15 protein-coding genes, 1 tRNA gene and 1 other RNA gene are annotated in these 20,059 nt (G+C 39.2%); 13 read left to right on the forward strand and 4 right to left on the reverse strand.

Annotated elements, in window-relative coordinates; genetic code table 11:
* Nucleotides 1-45 precede the first annotated feature (45 nt).
* The gene (locus tag QME45_00455; GenBank protein MDI6617131.1) at nt 46-2,001 is read left to right on the forward strand and encodes a PAS domain S-box protein; all 1,956 of its coding nucleotides are present in this window, start codon (nt 46-48) and stop codon (nt 1,999-2,001) included.
* 40 nt (nt 2,002-2,041) lie between these two features.
* On the opposite strand, the gene QME45_00460 is transcribed toward QME45_00455, so the two are convergent.
* Nucleotides 2,042-3,166, reverse strand: a complete 1,125-nt coding sequence (locus QME45_00460; GenBank protein ID MDI6617132.1) for a glycosyltransferase family 1 protein — start codon at nt 3,164-3,166, stop codon at nt 2,042-2,044.
* Between the two features lie 273 nt (nt 3,167-3,439).
* On the opposite strand from QME45_00460, the gene yfcE reads away from it, so the two are divergent.
* Nucleotides 3,440-3,985 (forward strand): phosphodiesterase, encoded by a 546-nt coding sequence (gene yfcE, locus QME45_00465; GenBank protein MDI6617133.1) that lies wholly within the window; start codon nt 3,440-3,442, stop codon nt 3,983-3,985.
* Nucleotides 3,986-3,997: 12 nt separating this feature from the next.
* Here the strand turns inward: yfcE and QME45_00470 are convergent, their stop codons facing one another.
* Entirely contained in the window at nt 3,998-4,921 is a 924-nt protein-coding gene (locus QME45_00470; protein ID MDI6617134.1) for a hypothetical protein, read from the reverse strand.
* A gap of 192 nt (nt 4,922-5,113) precedes the next feature.
* Between QME45_00470 and QME45_00475 the strand changes: the two genes are divergently transcribed.
* Nucleotides 5,114-6,358, forward strand: a complete 1,245-nt coding sequence (locus tag QME45_00475; protein ID MDI6617135.1) for an MFS transporter — start codon at nt 5,114-5,116, stop codon at nt 6,356-6,358.
* A 254-nt stretch (nt 6,359-6,612) separates the two neighbouring features.
* On the opposite strand, the gene QME45_00480 is transcribed toward QME45_00475, so the two are convergent.
* A complete protein-coding gene (locus QME45_00480) occupies nt 6,613-7,554 on the reverse strand; it encodes an AEC family transporter (protein ID MDI6617136.1) in 942 nt (313 codons plus the stop codon).
* Between the two features lie 192 nt (nt 7,555-7,746).
* Here QME45_00480 and QME45_00485 point away from each other — a divergent pair, with 192 nt between their 5' ends.
* The 5 genes from QME45_00485 to QME45_00505 all read left to right on the forward strand — a co-directional run bounded on the left by QME45_00485 (nt 7,747) and on the right by QME45_00505 (nt 15,661).
* Complete coding sequence (locus QME45_00485) at nt 7,747-9,168, forward strand: Na+/H+ antiporter NhaC family protein (GenBank protein ID MDI6617137.1); 1,422 nt, start codon at nt 7,747-7,749, stop codon at nt 9,166-9,168.
* Between the two features lie 206 nt (nt 9,169-9,374).
* The gene (locus QME45_00490) at nt 9,375-11,126 is read left to right on the forward strand and encodes an ABC transporter ATP-binding protein (protein ID MDI6617138.1); all 1,752 of its coding nucleotides are present in this window, start codon (nt 9,375-9,377) and stop codon (nt 11,124-11,126) included.
* Nucleotides 11,107-12,975 (forward strand): ABC transporter ATP-binding protein, encoded by a 1,869-nt coding sequence (locus QME45_00495; GenBank protein MDI6617139.1) that lies wholly within the window; start codon nt 11,107-11,109, stop codon nt 12,973-12,975. Before QME45_00490 ends, QME45_00495 begins: the two co-directional genes overlap by 20 nt.
* A gap of 165 nt (nt 12,976-13,140) precedes the next feature.
* A complete protein-coding gene (locus QME45_00500) occupies nt 13,141-13,764 on the forward strand; it encodes a 50S ribosomal protein L25 (GenBank protein ID MDI6617140.1) in 624 nt (207 codons plus the stop codon).
* Nucleotides 13,765-13,876: 112 nt separating this feature from the next.
* Nucleotides 13,877-15,661 carry an ABC transporter ATP-binding protein gene (locus QME45_00505; GenBank protein MDI6617141.1) on the forward strand — a complete coding sequence of 595 codons (1,785 nt, stop codon included), beginning with the start codon at nt 13,877-13,879 and terminating at the stop codon, nt 15,659-15,661.
* 63 nt (nt 15,662-15,724) lie between these two features.
* Here QME45_00505 and QME45_00510 read toward each other — a convergent pair whose 3' ends face one another.
* On the reverse strand, nt 15,725-16,210 hold the full coding sequence (locus tag QME45_00510) for a hypothetical protein (GenBank protein ID MDI6617142.1): 486 nt from the start codon (nt 16,208-16,210) through the stop codon (nt 15,725-15,727).
* A gap of 389 nt (nt 16,211-16,599) precedes the next feature.
* On the opposite strand from QME45_00510, the gene QME45_00515 reads away from it, so the two are divergent.
* From QME45_00515 to recR, 5 genes are all read left to right on the forward strand, one after another.
* Nucleotides 16,600-16,690, forward strand: a tRNA-Ser gene (locus QME45_00515).
* A gap of 21 nt (nt 16,691-16,711) precedes the next feature.
* Nucleotides 16,712-16,977, forward strand: an RNA gene (gene ffs / locus QME45_00520) — signal recognition particle sRNA large type.
* Between the two features lie 241 nt (nt 16,978-17,218).
* On the forward strand, nt 17,219-18,946 hold the full coding sequence (gene dnaX / locus QME45_00525; GenBank protein ID MDI6617143.1) for a DNA polymerase III subunit gamma/tau: 1,728 nt from the start codon (nt 17,219-17,221) through the stop codon (nt 18,944-18,946).
* 61 nt (nt 18,947-19,007) lie between these two features.
* Nucleotides 19,008-19,343 carry a YbaB/EbfC family nucleoid-associated protein gene (locus tag QME45_00530; protein ID MDI6617144.1) on the forward strand — a complete coding sequence of 112 codons (336 nt, stop codon included), beginning with the start codon at nt 19,008-19,010 and terminating at the stop codon, nt 19,341-19,343.
* Nucleotides 19,344-19,388: 45 nt separating this feature from the next.
* The gene (recR, locus tag QME45_00535) at nt 19,389-19,988 is read left to right on the forward strand and encodes a recombination mediator RecR (protein MDI6617145.1); all 600 of its coding nucleotides are present in this window, start codon (nt 19,389-19,391) and stop codon (nt 19,986-19,988) included.
* The last annotated feature ends 71 nt before the right edge of the window (nt 19,989-20,059 follow it).

Below are 20,059 nucleotides of genomic sequence, written 5' to 3' on the forward strand. Positions count from 1 at the left end.
AAATTATCCATTATAAACTTAATTTACATAGGAGGAGCATCAAATATGATTGATGTGAATAATAAGATGGGACAAACTCCCGGTACTAAAAAGCAAAAACAGATAAATGAAAACGCTCAAAGCTTGAGGCTGCTCATTGAAAAGAGTTCCGGTATAATGAGTATTAATGATACAAAGGGGAATTTCGTCTATTTAAGTCCATCCCTTGCGAAAGTCACGGGTTTCTCCTGTGATACGTTCAAGAATACAAATCTATATGATTATATTCATCCGGATGATTTACCAAAAATTAAAAAGATTTTCCCGAATATACTGGAATCTCCCGAGAAGGAGGCTTCTATAACTGTTCGTTTCAGGAATAAATCCGGCGGTTGGAATGATTTTGATGTAAGTATAAAAAACTTTATCGATGTTTCATGCATTGGGGGAATATTGATGAATTATAGAGATGTCACAGAACGAAGAGCATTTGAGAATAAGCTGACATCGGAAAAGGAAAAGCTTGTGGTAACACTAAAAAATATAGGTGAAGGTGTTGTTACAACAGATATAAATGGCAGGATTATCTTGATGAATAGTGCCGCAGAAGAGCTTACAGGATATACACAAGAAGATGCAAAGGGGAAAAACGTTGATGATATTGTAAATATCGCAGATGAGAAAACCGGTAAAAGATATGAAAGCGTAATCGATAAGGCGTTGACATCAAGATTGGTCAACGGATATGAAAGCCATACGATACTGATAAGCAAAAATGGGGAAAGCCGGATCATATCGGACAGCGGAGCTTATATTAAAGATAAATATAATAATATTACGGGCACCGTTTTGGTTTTCAGGGATATAACAGATAAAGTTGCCATTGAACGGGAGATATTTAAAAATGATAAGATCGAGTCTATAAGTTTACTGGCAGGAGGACTGGCCCATGACTTTAATAATATACTAACAGTAATATTGGGGAATATTTCTCTTGCAAAAATGTATATAAAAACAGGTAAAAAAGATAATGCCATAGACAGGCTTACGGATGTGGAAAAGGCTCTAAACCAGGCAAGGAAACTTACAAAACAGCTTTTGACATTTGCAAAGGGTGGAGCACCTGTAATCAAACCGGTTTTGATCACCAGCCTTGTAAGAGATACTGTAAGTTTTGCACTGTCAGGATCAAAAATAAAATATGAAATTATTGGAGAAGACGATGTATGGCCTGTTGATATAGATGAGGGGCAAATAAGCCAGGTGATAAACAACCTTATAATAAATGCAAAACAGGCCATGCCTGATGGGGGATTAATAACGATAAAATATGAAAATATAGTTGTAGGTAAAAAGCCGAGCCTCCCATTAAAAACCGGCAGGTATGTAAAAATATCCTTTAAGGACACAGGTTGTGGCATATCAAGTGAAATAATACAGAGAATTTTCGACCCATATTTTACTACAAAAGCAAACGGAAACGGGCTTGGACTTTCGATGTGCTATTCCATATTGAAAAAACACGGCGGTTATATTACAGTGAAATCTGCATTGGGAAAAGGTTCGACTTTTTTTATTTATCTTCCCGTATCAAAGCAGAAAACATTTGATACGCAAAATGACCAGCAGGTACTTCGTGGAGAAGGCAGAATACTTATAATGGATGATAATGAAAGCATCAGGGATACGGCAGGGAGGATTCTTGTAAGTCTCGGGTATGAAGCATATTTTGCAAAGGACGGAGATGAAGCCGTAAAATTATACAGTAATATGAAAGAAAAAGGACAAGCTCCTGATGTCATACTTATGGATCTTACAATACCTGGTGGAACTGGAGGAACGGAGGCTTTAAAGAGGATTACTGCCATAAATCCTGAAGTTAAGGCTATAATAACAAGCGGTTATCCGAATGATCCTGTTATCACAGATTATAAAAAATACGGATTCAAAGGTGCCATTGTAAAACCTTTTAATGCGTCGGAACTCAGCATAATACTCCATAATGTCATGAACAGACAATAAAAAAATGCTCATCAAATTGAGCATTTTTTTATATGGTGATTTAGGCTTTAGCAAACTGTGATAAAACTTTAAGCGTTTCTCTTGCAGTCTGCTTCCATGAAAATTCTCTGCTTCTTTTGAAGCCGTTTAGAGAATAATGTTCCCAGAGTTTCGTATCCTCAAGTATTATATGCATTGCCTCCGAGAGTTCGTCTATATCATATGGGTTTACAGTCATGGCGCATCCGTCGACGATTTCCGGGATGGATGTTACATTTGATGTTATTGTAGGTGTAGCACATGCCATCGCTTCGAGTGGTGGAAGGCCAAATCCTTCATAAAATGAAGGATACACGAAAAGTGAAGCCCCATTATAAAATATAGGCAGGTCATTTACAGGTATATATCCTGTAAAAACGACATAATCATCTATCCCAAGCTTATTTACGAGTTGTCTGTAATCATCATACGATTTGCCATGTTTTCCGACGATTACAAGTTTCTGGGGTTTTGACAGTTTCCTGTATATTTTGTAATATGCCTCAATAAGTCCCTTTATGTTTTTTCTTGGGCTAAATCCTCCAAGATAGAGTATGAAGTCGAAGTCGATGCCGTATTTTCTTTGCAATAGCTGTTTTGCAGTATTTCTGTCCATAGGATAGTAAATATTCTCGGCCGCAAGGTGTGTGACGAAAATCCTGTTTAAGGGAACTCCGAGTGTCTCGGCTATATCCTGTTTTGAGTATTCCGAGACAGTTATCACTGCATCTGCAAGCTTGATTATACCTGGCATCTTCTCTAAAAATATTTTAAGATAGTTGGGGCCAACTGTTTCCGGAAGCTTATATGGTATTATATCGTGAAGTGTTATAATAAACGGACAGTTTTTTTTATCCGGAAGACCGATGCCATTTTGGGGAACATGATAAATATCCACACCGGTATCGGTAAGAATGTTTGGTATATCAACCTCTTCCCAGAAATTTTCCTTTTTCTCCTGGCTGACAAATTTGAAATTAAAATTATTGCCTGGATGTATATCGGAATAATTTTCTTCAGGCCAAAAACATAAATACGTGTTTTTGCTATCTATAAGGTTTAAATTATATATGAGCTGATAAGTGTACGTCCCTATTCCTGTGCCTCTGTACCACCTGGCAGCACGGCCGTCAATTCCTATTTTCATTATTAGCACCTTTCATATAAATCTTAATTTATTATATGAGATGCCATGCAGTACGGTTAACATTTTTTTACCATATTAATTATAGACCTGGACTGCTGTAAAAATGTTCACATGGGAGCATGCTTAGACTTGAGTCTGGCGAAGGAGTGTTCAAATAACATAAACTCATATTGCGAATCGAAGATCCTTATGAAGAACATGGTTGAAATCCGGACATCATAATAGTAGAATATGCATATGTTATATATTTACGAATGAAAGAGGGGTTTGTATATGAAAATTTTTTTTATGGCCGATATACATGGTTCACTATATTATGCAAAAAAAGCATTGGAGAATTTCGAGAATGAGGATTCCGACTATATCGTGATACTGGGGGATGAGTTGTATCATGGCGCAAGAAATCCTCTGCCCGTTGAATATAACCCAAAGGAAGTAACAAAGTTGCTTAACAGATATGCGGATAAGATTATAGCTGTCAGAGGAAATTGTGACAGTGAAATCGATGAAATGGTTCTTGATTTTCCAATAATGGCCACCTATTCTATGATTTTATATGATAACAGGCGTATATTTCTGACGCATGGTCATATTTATAATGAAGATAATTTACCCAAACTAAAAGAGGGGGATATTTTTATATACGGACATACGCATATTGCCAAGGCCGAAAAGATTGATAATATCTTTATACTGAATCCTGGGTCAGTTACATTTCCAAAGGGGAATAGTTCAAATTCATATGGTATTTTAGAAAAAGACATTTTTAAAATAAAAGATCTGAACGGGAATCTATTGAAGGAGATTGCACTGCATTAATATAAGTTTTTATCAGTCATTTCCGCATAAGACAATGTGCCTGTCAAGGCCGCCCTTATGCACTATGCAGCCATTTATTATTTTAAATTTAGAGTCTTTTATTATATCAGTTATGTCGGCCGCACTGAGTATAACGGCGCGGCTGCATGCTTTTCTTATATTGCCTATTATTTCAAGATACTTATCGCTTCCTATTTTTGAAAGGAGACCATAGGGCAAGTCCAGTATGGCGGCATCATAACTGCCCTTTATTTTGGAAGCGTCACCAACTTTTATAATCGGTTCAAATCCAAAATGAAGCAGGTTTTTATTGGCATCCTCAACGATGGTTTCATTTATGTCAAAGCCTTGGATGTCAATTTTCATATCCATTGCCTCCAATATACAGCTCCCCATTCCGCAGCATGGGTCGACTAATTTCAGGTTAATATCGCCGGCCGTTGCTATATTGACAATAGCTCTTGCCATTCTTGCCGGAAGGGAATTGCAAAAGGTATACGGCTTTTTATCGTATATAAGCCATCGATTCTGTGTTCTTTTAATTTTTTCCCCAAAAATCCACATTTTGTCAGCATATGTTATTATGAACTCGATATTCGGATTCTTTAAATCGGGTACGCCGGAAAATATATCTGAAATGACTTTTTCATATTTTTTCCTGTTTTGAAAATCGAAATGCATTCCGGTATTTATAAACGTTATTTTAAAATTGTCATCTGTAAATCCCATATTTCTTATTTTTTCATAGAGTGCAGTTATATCCTTTTCTATAAACAGTATGCGGACGCATTCGTTTATATATGCGGCATAATCTATATCTATATATTTTTCGCTCAGAACGAAATTATTACAACTTTTGATTCCTGTAAGGCAAAAGCATTCAAATCCTGCAATTTTATCCTGAAATGAGGGTCTATTTAATGTATATAGATACAAATTACCGTCTCCTTATAATTTCTTCGAACCGATTGATATGTCTTGATACAGGTTAAATTATACTTTACTTTAGGCAATAGAGCAAATCTTCCTTGCATTTGCCTTTTATCAGCATTGTATAAACAAAGACTTATTGCGCACCATACATATAATAAGTTTTTTTATCGGATAAAGGCAAAACAGGTGACGCATATGCAGGTTAAGAAATTTTTAGGCCCTTATAAGGACTTGCCAGGCAGCATATATATAATATTTTTTGCAAGGATCGTGAACAGCATGGGTAATTTTGTCATGCCTTTTCTGACTATATTTTTGACCGACCATGAGGGCTATACAAAGCTTGAGGCAGGAAAATTCGTAATGATTGCGGCGATGTTTTACGCTTTGGGAACGATAATCGGCGGAAAGGTATGCGATCATGCAGGCCGGAAAAAAATGCTCATAATTTTTCAGGGGCTTTCAGCCTCTATTCTTTTATTATGCGCGTTTAAAAGCCTGAATAAAATTATTCCATACCTTCTAATATTGGCGGGCTTTTTCGTGGGTGCCGCAGGCCCTCCGCAGACTGCGATGGTTACTGACCTTACAGACAGGGAAAATAGAAAACCTTCTTTTTCATTTTTATATCTTGGGAACAACATAGGTTTTGCCTTGGGGCCTATGATAGCAGGCTTCCTTTACAGAAGGCATCTTCCTTTTTTATTTGTGGCAGATGCTCTTACAACGATTGCATCGCTGATACTGGTTTGGCTGTATGTGAAAGAAACATTGCCCCACGGCAGCGATATAAAGAGGGATGGCAAAGGTATGGATTATGAGAGAGCCGAGGTGGGAAGCGTTTTCTCTGCAATCTTGAAACGTCCGAGACTTGTTACATTTTCACTAATAATGATAATCTACTCTCTTGTTTATGCACAATATACATTCAGTCTGCCCATACAGATAAATGAGATCTTTAAATACGACGGCCCCAAGATATTTGGCATACTCATGACTGTCAACGCTTTAACTGTAGTATTTATTACACCATTTATTACTAATGCCACCTTGAAGTATGAACCTATCTTTCCCATCCTTTTGGGAGGAATTCAATATGCGATAGGATTTGGCATGATATATTTTATCGATACGATACCGCTTTTTATGATTTCAACTGTTGCGTGGACTGCCGGGGAGATATTGAATTCTACAAATACCGGCGTGTATATTGCAAATAATACCCCCATATCTCACAGGGGAAGATTCAGTGCATTCCTCTATATTATTTCAGGCACGGGGTATGCTTTCGGACCATATGTCACCGGATGGTTTATAGATGTATATGGCATAAAAAATGTATGGATAATGTGTTTTTTGCTTTCAATTTTATCGTCATCGCTTATAGACGGCCTTATTATTTCATCAAAAAGGGCGGAAGGGCATAAAAAAAGCGCCTGAATGGCGTATCATTTTAACAAAATAAGGAATATATTAAGCAGTCCTTTCACATCCTTTTAATCATTTGTACAATTAAAAGAATCATCAATAATATTAATCATTAATGCAAACCGCAGGAGGAAAGGGCTGCGTTTTTTCATCTGCCATATGTTATTATACTGCATAAATGGCTGATGTCAAATGATTTTGAGAAATTGTGCGCGGCAAGCGTATTTTAACTCACTGCAGGCGGACATCATGCAATGCTGAAATATTTATTTTAAAAGCATCATGAAAACAGGTATCGTTATCATGGATAGAACAGTTGTAACCGTGACCATAACGGCTGCATATCTGCTATCGGCTCCATAAGCTTTAGCGACTATCGGAGTGTTTGTCATAACGGGCATGGCGGATTGGATTATGAATACTTTTTTCATGAGGTCGGGAATGGGTATAAAATATGCCATTAAAAATATAGTCAAAGGGGATATGACAAATCTCCCCAGCAAGATGCCTGCTAAATCTCTGTCAAACTTTATATCCTTGAATTTTACGGAATATATGCTGATACCTATAAAGATCATGGACAGAGGTGTCGTAAGATTCCCAAGGTACTTGCAGGAATCCATGACAAACAAGGGCAGCTTTATATTAAGCAATATTAGTATTATAGCTGTTATAAAGCCTAAAAGCGGCGGAGATACAATCCTTTTCAATGTTTTAAGGCTGAATATTTTCTCATGGTTGCTTCCGGGCACGTCCAGACTTATTTTGTATACGCCGAGAGTCCAGAAAAATGTAGTGTTTGCTATGTAATACAAGAGCACATATGGTATGCTTTTTGAACCGAACAGCGCCATGTTCACAGGAAGGCCGATAAATATAGTGTTGGAGTTAAAGAACATAGACTCAAAAGTTCCCTTCCTGCCTTTTTTTATTTTTAAAATATTTGACGCCGCCATGGCGATAAAATAGCAAATTGCAATGGATGAAAATGGGACAAGAAAACCGCCCGCCATCTGTATAAATTTATTTTTATCGAAACTTCCCATTATATTCGATATCATAAGAGCAGGAAGCGAAACATTTACCACCAATTTTGAAATGCTTCTGGATGTCTCATCGCTGAACCAATTCTTATAAGTCAAAAAAAGTCCTAAGGATATTATTACGATGATAGGGAGAATGCTTTCTATGGCATGCAGTGCTATCATATCGATTACCTTCCTTCTATAATCCATTTTAAAATGTATTTGTGCTTTATTAATTTATTCTATCATAAGTTTTGCTCGCTGCATAAATTATCTTTCTATTAGCGATAATAAAACTGAGCTTATTAAGCCCAACCGATGTTTTTAAATGAACTTTCGGGTAAATAAAACATTTATTTCAGGAGGTTGCGCCACATGGGAACTTCATGGCTGTCTTTAATACCATTTATAATAGTTATACCGATATCCATCCTCACAAAACAAATCCAACCAGGACTTTTTGCCGCTTTACTGGTAGGAAGCTATATCAAAACGCCGGATCCTTTAGAATCCATTAAAACAATGCTATCTTATATTGTAAACAATCTTGTCAAGCAGAATAATATACGCATTATATTGTTCCTTTATATGTTTGCAGGCTTAATAGGAATCATAAAAATGGCCGGCGGTATAAAAGGGTTCGTCCATCTGGTAAATAACAGAATAAAAAGCAAAAAAGGCGCGATGCTCCTCACATGGTTTTCAACTATAGGCACCTTTAGCGATCCGGACTTTCGCATAGTGACTATTTCACCTATCATGAAGGCGCTTAAAAGAAGATTGAAGATGACATCGAAAGAGATAGGCTTTGCAATTGAGGCGACATCGAATCCTGTTGTTGCGCTTATTCCTGTTGCAACTGCATTTGTAGGGTATATGGTTTCAATCATTTCAATTGCCCTCAGGCAAAATGGCATAAAGGAGATGGCTTATGCAGTTTATATAAGGAGCATTCCCTTTAATTTTTTTTCATTTGCATTGATAGCTGTCGGAATTTATTATAGCTTTTTTAAACATTCGAAAACTTCACAGGCTAAATGGGAGAATGAAGACAGCGATGTAGAAACAGGTGAAGGAGAACTTGAAGAGTGCTACAGGGCTTACGAAAAGGATACGCCTGCAAAACCGTGGAATCTTATACTTCCTGTATCATCAATTTTGCTGCTCACTTTATTTTTAAGCTGGTGGGACGGACATTTAAAGGTTAATGGATTCTTCAATGCATTTTTAAACACCGATGCGCTTGGGGTGATGTTGGAGGCCCTGCTCATCGGAGTGATATTTACCGTGCTGTTTTTTATGCTTCAGGGATTCAAACTTTCCAAGCTTATAAGCCACTTTTTAAAGGGAGGAAATGAGCTTATGTCGGTTATTATAATGCTATCTTTAATCTGGGCTCTTTCCGCCCTTACAGAGGATATGGGTTTTTCAAAATATATAACAAACAATGTAGAGGGATGGATTCCTCACTTTTTTATAGCTCCGGTGCTGTTTATTATAGGGAGCGTGATCTCTTATTTTATAGGCTCATCGTGGGGCACATGGGGAATGCTCATGCCCCTTGGAATTACGTTAGCGCATAAGGCTGGTGTAAACATACTGCCGGTCATAGGTGCGGTATTTGCCAGCGGAACATTCGGAGCTTTTGCATCGCCTTTGAGCGATAATACGGTTACCCTCTGTACCATGCTTGATATACCTGTAATGGAATATGCCAGGTGGAAACTTAAACCTTCACTGGTTGCAGCCGGCATAACCGTAGTGCTCTTTACTGCGACCGCATTCTTTATTAGATGAATTGAAGTAATATTCTTCAAATAATTTTAATGCAACTGATACACATCTGATGAATTATTATTCATAAGGCTGCAAATAAAAAATATAACTTTCAGAAAATTTTACTATATTTGAATGCGAATAAGGTGCTATAATTTATGTGTGTGGCAAAAGGCCATGCACATTTTTTGTGTAAGGATATATTAAAGCTCATATGGGGGTGTAAAATGGACTTTTTTAATAAATATGTAAAAAAGTATTATAAATTTTTCCTCTTAGCGATATTCTTTTTAACGGCCGAAGCCTTGTGTGACCTTATACAGCCTGCCATCATGTCAAAAATAGTGGATATAGGAGTCAAAAATAAGGATATAAAATATGTGCTGAATATGGGGGGAATAATGCTCATGATAACCGCGGCAGGCGCAGTCGCAGCATGCCTCAGAAATGTCATATCCAGCAATGTATCTCAAAAATTCGGAGCGGAATTGCGATTCGACCTTTACAAAAAAATACAGACATATTCTTTCGATAACCTGAACAAGTTTGAAGGAGCTTCACTTGTTACAAGGCTTACAAATGATGTAACCCAACTGCAAAATTTAGTAAACGGTATGATGAGGATATTCGTAAAAGCTCCCCTTTTATGTATAGGGAGCTTTATAATGGCTCTAAGGCTCAACCCGAAAATGTCTATAATCATACTGGCAGTAATGCCGGTAATAAGCATGCTTATATGGCTAAACTTAAAGCTCGGCCTGCCTTTTTTTGTGAAGGTACAGGACATGCTGGACAGGGTGAACGGCGTCATGCGTGAGTATCTTGCCGGCGTAAGGGTGGTAAAAGCATTTAACCGCTTCGAATATGAAACGGGCAGATTCAATGATGCAAATTCGGACCTCGGGGCCGTTACGACTAAGGTTATGCGTATAATGGCCATATTTTCACCCTCGATTAGATTGACTATAAACATAGCCATAGTGGCCGTTTTATACATTGGGGGAATAAAGGTAAATTCAAATTCGATGCAGGTAGGGGAAATAATAGCATTTATAAACTATATGACGCAGATTCTCTATTCCCTTATGATGATAACCATGGTGTTTACCATGTTTGTAAGGGCAAAGGCATCGGCCGAAAGAATAGGCGAGGTTTTCGAGCAGGAGGACACGATAAATGATATTGATTATTCCGCCGCAGAGGCCTTACTTGAAAAAGGGAGAATAGATTTTGAGCATGTTTGCTTTTCGTATTCGGGAGCATCGGGGCAGCCGGTTATAAAAGACATAACTTTTTCATGCATGCCGGGTGAAACAATTGGCATCATAGGATCTACGGGTTCGGGAAAGAGTACTCTTTTAAGCCTTGTCCCGAGATTTTATGATCCAACATCGGGGAATGTAAGAGTTGACGGTATAAATGTCAAAAATATTGATACTAAAAAGCTGAGGGAGAAGATATCAGTTGTGCCTCAAAAGACCGTGTTATTTACAGGCAGTATTATCGATAATATAAGATGGGGCAGGGATGATGCGTCATATGAAGAAGTCGAAGAAGCCGCAGAAGTTGCGCAGATAGGCAAGTTTGTCTCATCCCTTCCCGAGGGTTTTAATACGTTTATAGGGCAGGGTGGAGTGAATTTTTCAGGAGGGCAGAAGCAGAGAATTTCAATTGCAAGAGCGATAGTCAGAAAGCCCGAGATATTGATACTCGACGATTGTACAAGCGCGGTGGATACCAATACGGAATCGAAAATAAAAGAGGCATTGAAGAGATATTCCAAAGGTTTAACCTGCCTTATCGTTGCACAGCGCATTACTTCAGTTATGGATGCAGATAAAATAGTGGTGCTTGATGGCGGGAAGGTTGCCGGCATTGGAAGCCATAAAGAATTATTATCAAACTGCGAAATTTACAGGGATATATTCCATTCTCAGATAGGTAAGGAGATGACTGGGCATGACGCAGAAAGGCAGTAACAATAGTTCAAACAGCAATATTAATATAGTAGGGGGTTTTGGAAGGCGTGGAGGAGGGCCCGGACACCATGGGCTTGGACCCGTTGAAAAGCCCAAAAATTTCAAAAGTGCGCTGCTCAGGCTGTGGAAATATTTTGGCAGTCAGGGCAGGCTTCTTACGATAATATTTATATTTGTCATCATCGATTCATTATCTCAGCTTGCAGCTCCGTACCTCATAGGAAAATCCATCGATGCGATGGCGGGAGGAAATGGCGCTGTAGATTTTGGCATACTGGGAACGGCGCTGCTTGCTCTGATTTCAGCATATATAATAGATACTGCCGTTGTTTTCTTTCAAGGATGGACTATGGCAGGGCTTTCCCAGAAGATCGTCATGAGCCTTAGAAAGGATCTTTTTGCAAAGCTTCAAAAATTGCCCGTATCTTTTTTTGATAGGCATACTCATGGTGAACTTATGAGCAGGCTGGCGAATGATATTGAAAATGTAAGCAGCACTATTTCACAGTCATCGACACAGCTTATGATGGATGTAATAACTATTTTAGGATCATTGATTATGATGATAGTCCTGAGCCCCATTTTAACTCTTGCCAGCGTCATAACGATACCGATGGTCATGTTATTGACAAAGACCATAGCAAAGAAGACGAGAGTGCTGTTTAAAAACCAGCAGGAAGAGCTTGGACTGCTTAACGGACATATTGAAGAAACCATATCAGGTATGCAGGTTATAAAAGCATTCAACCATGAGGATAAGGTTATAGAACAGTTCAAAGATATAAATACGAAATTATATGGAGTAGGGTTAAAAGCTCAGGTGTGGTCGGGGTTTTTGATGCCGCTTATGAATGTTATAAATAATATAGGTTTTGCCGCTGTCGCAGGCGTAGGCGGTGTACTTGCCGTAAAAAATATTATTACTGTTGGGATAATAGCTGCATTTTTAAGCTATTCAAGGCAATTTACAAGACCTCTTAACGATATTGCAAACATATTCAATGTTCTTCAATCCGCCCTTGCAGGTGCTGAAAGGGTATTTGAGATACTTGACGAGAAAGAGGAGGCAGACGATTTAAAGGGCTCTAAGGAGCTCATAAATACAAAGGGAAATGTTGTATTTGAAAATGTCAGTTTCGGGTACAGGAGCGATTTATTGATACTGAAGAATATAAATTTCGAGGCAAAGCAGGGGAGCTCCATAGCGCTTGTAGGTCCGACAGGTGCCGGAAAGACTACAATCGTGAATCTGCTTGTAAGATTTTACGATGTAACATCCGGCAGGATACTGATTGACGGTGTGGATATAAGGGATTACACGAGGGATAGCCTGCGAAAATGCTTTGGGATAGTTCTTCAGGATACGTATCTTTTTTCAGGAACTATAAAGGATAATATCAGATACGGAAAATTGAATGCTACGGATAGGGAGATCATAGAGGCAGCCAGGATGGCAAATGCAGATGCATTTATAAGGAGATTGCCAAAGGGTTATGATACGGAATTGATAGAGAGCGGGCAAAACTTAAGCCAGGGGCAGAGGCAGCTTATATCGATTGCCAGGGCAATACTTGCAAACCCTCCGATACTGATACTCGACGAAGCGACGAGTAGCGTCGATACGAGGACGGAACTTCACATACAGGAGGCGATGCTCAAACTCATGAAAGGCAGGACAAGTTTTATAATAGCTCATAGATTAAGTACTATAAGGGATGCGAGTATGATAATGGTTATAGACGATGGCCGTATAGTGGAAAGAGGAAGCCATGAAACATTAATCGACAAAAAAGGAGCATATTATAATATGTATTTCAGTCAATTTAAAAAGCAGTGGGAAAACGATTAAGAGGAGTTTAGAACTTATAAAACTTGAATCTGGCGGATGAGTGTTCAAAATAATGTAAGTTCAAATTGCAAATTGAAGATTTATTTAAATAATTCCTTGACATAAGGACATATATAAAATAGAATTTAATTGTTTGCAAGTTAAATATGATAAGGAGAGATTTTTATGAGTGGAACGGTATTAGAAGCATTTGAAAGAACCGAGAGGGGGAATAAGACCAGAAAGAGTGGTTTTATACCTGGCATATTATACGGTTCCGGCTTGAAAGAGAGCAGGATGGTCAAATTCGAGACCGAAAAGCTGGAGAATGATTTGAGTAAGACTTCAAATAAAAAGATAAAGGTAAAACTCGGTGAAGATGTCGAAGATGGTTTTATAAAAGAAGTGCAGAGAGAACCTGTAAGCAAAAGGGTACTTCATATTGATATCCAGGTTGCAAAAGGGACCGATATTGTAAAAGTACAGGTACCTGTTGCAATTGAAGGCAGGGCTGCTTTGGAGTCGCAGGGACTCATACTCGATATACAGTCGCAGGAACTTACGATCCATGGCGCGGAGCAGGATATTCCTGAGAACATAGTAGTTGATGTAAGCAATTTGAAAGTCGGGGATGCTATTACAGTTTCAAGGATCAAGGTAAGAGACGGTCTAAAGATTGTGGATGAACCTACGAAGGTTATTGCAAGCGCATCCGTACCTAAGGAAGAAGAAGTAGAGACAGAGACGGAAGATACGACGACTAATGAAGAAGGGGCTGCTCCGGCAGGAACCGAAACTCCTGCAGAGTAAATATTGAGGGAGCATGCTAAATAGTATAACGATAAAGATAAAATGAGCATTAATATAACATGCTCATTTTTTGCAGCATATTGATAGTCCATAATTGATAAGAGGTATAAAAATGATTTATATTGTGCGTTTAATAAAACAGGCAAAAAAGTACTGGAAATATTTGATAGGTGCTGCTATAAGCTCGCTTATAGTAACAGGTATGAATCTTTTGGGCCCGTGGCTTGTAAAAATGCTTATAAGCATTATTTCGGACATCGGCAAATACCCTGATGCAAAAGCGATGATTATAAAGCTGTCAATGCTGTTGTTTGCATCTTACGCATTAAGGACTTTATTCCAGTTTTTGAACGGTTATCTTGCTCATTATGCTGCATGGAACATTGTCGCATATATGAGGACCATTATATATGAAAAGCTGCAGAGCCTTTCACTGAAGTTTTACAGCGATAAGCAGACAGGGCAGCTTATGTCGAGGGTTACAAACGATACCGCCATATTTGAAACGCTGTTGGCTCATGCACTGCCTGATCTTTTCACCAATGTGCTTATATTGATCGGGGTAACGATAATATTGTTCAGTATGAATCCTACGCTGGCATTTTTTTCGTTGATCCCCATACCATTTCTTGCTTATGCATGTGGCCTGTTTACGAAATATGTACTGCCTATGTTCCGGCAGTCACAAAGATATCTTGCCGACTTTAACGCAGACCTGCAGGATAACCTTTCCGGAATAAGGGAGATTCAGGCATTTAATAAGCAGGAATATGAAAGTGAAAAGATAAAGTACAGGTCGTTTAGATTTTCGAGTGCCCGTGTAAGGGCAATGAAATTGAGTTCTATATTCCATCCGATTGTCAACTTTTTCAGTTCATTCGGGACTATAATTGTAGTTGCCTTCGGAGGCATCCTTGCACTTAAAGGTGAAATGCCTGTAGATGAAATAGTGGGTTTCATATTGTACCTTAATATGTTTTATCAGCCGATAACCGTCTTGGGCACAGTTCTTGAAAGCATACAGGAAGGTATAGCAGGTGCTGAAAGGGTATTTCAGGTTCTCGACACCGATGTGGACGTAAAGGAAGTCAAAAATCCAAAGGTCCTCAAAAATGTAAAAGGTGAAGTCAGATTCAAGAATGTCGATTTTTCATATAATACCGACCAGCAGATTTTAAAGGATGTATCATTTACGATAAAACCGGGGGAAATGGTGGCATTTGTTGGTCCTACGGGAGTTGGCAAAACGACAATCATGAGCCTTTTAAACAGGTTTTATGATATAAATTCAGGATCTATCGAATTGGATGGTCAGGATATAAAAAATGTTACTCTGAAATCGCTGAGGGAAAATATAAGCATGGTACTGCAGGATGTATTTCTTTTCAATGGGACAATCGCTGAAAATATAGCTTATGGAAAAGAGAACGCTACAAAGGAAGAAATTGAAAATGCCGCAAAGATAGCGTGTGCCAATGATTTTATAATGAAGATGCCTGACGGTTATGATACTTTTATAGGTGAAAGAGGCGTCAAACTGTCGGGAGGGCAAAAACAGAGACTTGCAATAGCAAGGGCGGTGCTGAAAAATGCCCCGATACTCATAATGGATGAAGCTACATCATCCGTCGATGTCGAAACTGAAAGGGAAATACAAAATGCCATAAACAACCTTGCAGGCAGCAGGACAATCATAATAATCGCCCACAGGCTGTCTACAGTCAAAAAAGCAGATAAAATAATAGTTTTAAATGAAGGCAGGATAGTTGAAGAAGGCAGGCATGAAGAGCTGATGAAGCGAAATGGGTTATATCGCTTCCTGTGTACAATGCAGTTCATGTCCTACGATGAAGATGTGAAGGCCCTCAAAAATAATTCGAATGACAATATAGCATGATAAAAAAATAAGGCGCATCTTAAAATCAGGCATTTGACCTTGAAATTAAGATGCGCCATTTTTTTAATATCCAAAACCGCCGAATCCACCATATCCGCCAAATCCACCAAAGCCGCCGTATCCTCCCTGGCAGAAGCATATCAAAATGAGGAATATAATAATTATAAATAAAATGCTGCTATCTATTCTTCTGTTATTGTTTCCGGATGTGCCAAGAAGGGCTGTCGTATCGCAGCAGTTTGCATTCGTCAGAGTGGCGCCGGCCACTGTGCCCCTGTCCCGGTTTCTCCCAAAAAATAACACGATCACAATAAGGATTAAAAGCGCCCATATCCACCCACCGCCATATCCGTAACCAGTTCCATAACCTGTCGAAGGTACGCCATAAAATGGGCTATATCCGTATCCGGCATATGTGCCGGGATTATATCCGCCGTAGTATGCCCCATACGGTGCGGAATAACCTGCACCAAAAGGAGCCGCAGGGCTTATTCCATAACCGCCAAAGCCGTCATAATAGCAGCAACTGTTCCTATGAACTCCTAACATAAGATCCCCCTCCCCCAATGTAATAAAAGAAGCGATAATAAGTTTATTTAATGACTTGTTTCCTGTTACATAATATGCTGTGATTGACATCATGTTACAAATAGCAACACCGTGAAACAAAATATACAAACTAAAGCAAAATATGTTAACCGGCGAATTGATTCGTTCAGACCTGAACAGGTTTACAGACTCTCAAGGCTGCCGGCCTTAGAACTTACAAAAGTTGAATCTGGCAAATGAGCGTTCAAAATGACATAAGATAAAATTACGAATTGAAGATGTATGGAAAATGTGCCCGCTTTTATGGGTGTTGACATGGGAAGTTAATTTATTTATAATGAATAAGTCAGGTAAAAATTGATGATAACTGTAGAAGTAGACCATGTTCTGGAGAGATGTCCGAGCGGTTGAAGGAGCACGCCTGGAAAGCGTGTGTAGGGGATAACTCTACCGCGGGTTCGAATCCCGCTCTCTCCGCCATTTAATATAATAAGGTACTGGCCGTGCTAGCCGGGGAGTTTGCGGTGTCTTATAACCTGCAATCCGCAATAGCAGGGGTGAATTCCTATGCTGAGGTTTGATCTTGTTTGGCCGTCCTGTATAAGTGGTGACGACGATTGGGTCCCGCGCAATGAAAACTCGCAAACCCCGTGAGACCCGGAAGGGAGCAGCGGTAAGCGAACCATTTCATGTGCCGTGGGGATGCCTGATCTGAGCTAACTGTGCAGGTAACGCTTATGAGATCAACATCGAAGATAGGTGCACGGCCGTAAATAAAAAAGTAAGAGGCTGTCTCAAAATTGAGAAGTAATACAAAATATTGGGTAGGTTAAATTTGTGAACTCAATATATTGTATATAAAACTTATTTTGAGACAGCTCTTTTGTATAATTAGGTTGAAAAATATATCTTCAAATATAAAAAATATATGTCCGTGTGTCTGTCTCAATGTTTCAATACTGTAAACATTTATGTATAATATAAATATGATAGAGAAGAGGTGTTTACATGTCATATATTGCTTTATACAGAGAATGGAGGCCTAAATTTTTCCGCGATATAGTCGGCCAGGAGCATATAACTCGTACCCTTAAAAACCAGATTAGCCAGGGAAGGGTTGCCCATGCATATCTTTTTTGCGGTACGAGGGGAACGGGAAAAACTTCGACGGCCAAAGTGCTTGCCAAGGCTGTGAACTGTTTGCATTCGGAGGATGGCGAGCCCTGCGGGAAATGCGAGATATGCACGGGGTTGGACAATGGAAGCATCATGGATGTTGTCGAGATAGATGCGGCCTCAAATAATGGTGTTGATAATATAAGAGAATTAAGAGACGATGTAAAATATCACCCTTCAAAATGCAGATACAAAGTCTACATAATAGATGAAGTTCATATGCTTTCCACGGCAGCATTCAATGCGCTTTTAAAAACTCTCGAAGAACCGCCTTCGCATATAATTTTTATACTTGCCACCACGGAGTTTCAGAAAGTGCCGTCTACAATACTTTCAAGATGCCAGAGGTTCGATTTCAAAAGGATCAGAGTAGATGATATAGTAAAAAGGCTAAGGAAGGTGTCGGAGGAATACGGCGTTGAAGTTGATGATAAAACATTGAACCTTATTGCAAGGAATGCCGATGGTGCGTTGAGGGATTCCCTGAGCATATTTGACCAGTGCATATCTATGGGGGGCAAGACCGTAAAATATGACGATGTAGTTTCCATACTTGGTATCACAACCGATGAATACTTATTTAAAATAACAGATGCGATTCTGGAAGGCTCTGTTCAAAAGTGTATCTCGCTGATAGATGACCTCGTTATAAATGGCAAAGATATATTTCAATTTATCAAGGATTTTACAATGCACTTCAGAAACCTGCTGGTAAGCAGAATGGGGGAAAGCGCCCTCGATATACTGAATGTTTCGCATGAAACATTTGAAGCTTTAATCAAGCAGACTAAAAAGTTTTCAACAGAAACCATACTGAAGAATATAAATATATTACAGGCTGCCGAAGCTGACGCGAAATGGGTATCACAGCCGAGGATTACACTGGAGATGGCGGCGATAAGGATGTGCAAAAAAGAGCTGAGGAATGATCCAGATTCCCTGCTCGAGAGGATTGCAAACATCGAAAAGGCAATCAGAGGCGGCAGGGTAAATGTATCGGCGGAACAAGAGGAGGAAGATATCCATAAAGATGAGGCATCGGATATTAAGAGGGAGGAGAGAGCAGAAAAGGTAGACTCTCCGAAAGTCCAGGAGAAACATGAGGATAAGCTTGAGAAACATGATAACGAGCATGAAAAACATGAAAAAGAGATTGAAAAGCATGAGGAAGAGATTGAAAAACACGAGGATGCGGGATCGATAGACGAGATTTATGCAAAATGGCCGAAAGTCCTTGAGAGCATAAACAAAGAAGGCCATAAGGCACTGTATTCCATGCTAAATAATGCAAAGCTCTGCAGCTTGGCAGGTGGCACGCTTGTTATCAGCCTTAAGTATGATATCAATAGGAAATTGGTCGAAAGAGAAGATAACAGAAAGATTATAGAGAATAAGATATTGCTTGAGTGTGGTTTTAAAGTGAAGATCCGCTGTGTAACTTCTGATGAAGTAGCCGCCGATAAGGAGCAGGATGTCGGCAAGGAACAGGATGCCGGTCTGGATATGATCAAAAAAGCAAAGGGCATTTTCGGCAGCGATATAGTGGAAGTTGAAAAATAATATAACTTAATGGTAAAATAATATGAGTTAAAGCCAAATTTTATTATATGGAGGTTTTCCTATGGCTAATAGAGGTGGATTTCCGGGAGGAAATCTGAATAATTTGATAAAACAGGCTCAGGTTTTCCAAAAAAAGCTTGAGGAAAAACAGCTTGAGCTTCAGGGAAAGACAGTAGAAGCATCATCCGGCGGCGGAGCAGTGGTCGCAGTTGCAAACGGCAAAAAACAGGTTATTGAAATAAAGATTAAACCGGAGGTAGTGGATCCGGAAGATGTCGACATGCTTCAGGACCTTGTGCTTGCCGCTGTAAATGAAGCGTTGAAGAAGGCTGAAGAGATGATCGCAATGGAGATGGGTAAGATTACCCAGGGAGTTAATCTGCCCAATATGTTTTAATGGATGTTATTAAAATATTCGTATGATGTTGACTGAGGTGAAATGATGAATTTATATCCGGCGCCTGTAGCAAAATTAATTGAAGAATTCTCAAAATTGCCGGGCATAGGCAGCAAAACTGCTCAAAGGCTTGCATTTTTCGTACTTAACATGCCGGAGGGAGAGGTTAAAGGCTTATCTTCAGCGATAATCGAGGCAAAGCAAAAGATAAGATACTGCTCTGTATGCGGCAATCTGACTGACATCGACCCTTGCATCATTTGCAGGAACACATCGAGGGATAAATCGCTCATCTGTGTGGTGGAAGAACCAAGGGATGTCGTCGCTATGGAAAAAACGAGAGAGTTTAAGGGAATCTATCATGTGCTTCATGGAGCAATTTCTCCCATGGAGGGCATCGGACCCAACGATATCAGTATAAAAGAGCTGATAAGCAGGGTTAATAAAGGTGATGTAGAGGAAGTAATCGTCGCGACGAATCCAAATGTTGAAGGTGAAGCCACAGCCATGTATATTGCAAAGATTATAAAGCCGTTTGGCGTCAAGGTGACTCGTATTGCCCATGGCGTGCCTGTTGGCGGCGACATCGAATATGCCGATGAGGTTACATTGACAAAAGCGCTTGAAGGCAGGACGGAAATTTAGGAAAAATGTGAAAAGGGTGATATGAAAACAATGTTTGCTCAAAAAACACATTCCTTAAACAAACATTGCTC

The organism is Clostridiales bacterium (assembly GCA_030016385.1).
Taxonomy (GTDB): Bacteria; Bacillota; Clostridia; order Clostridiales; family Oxobacteraceae; genus JASEJN01.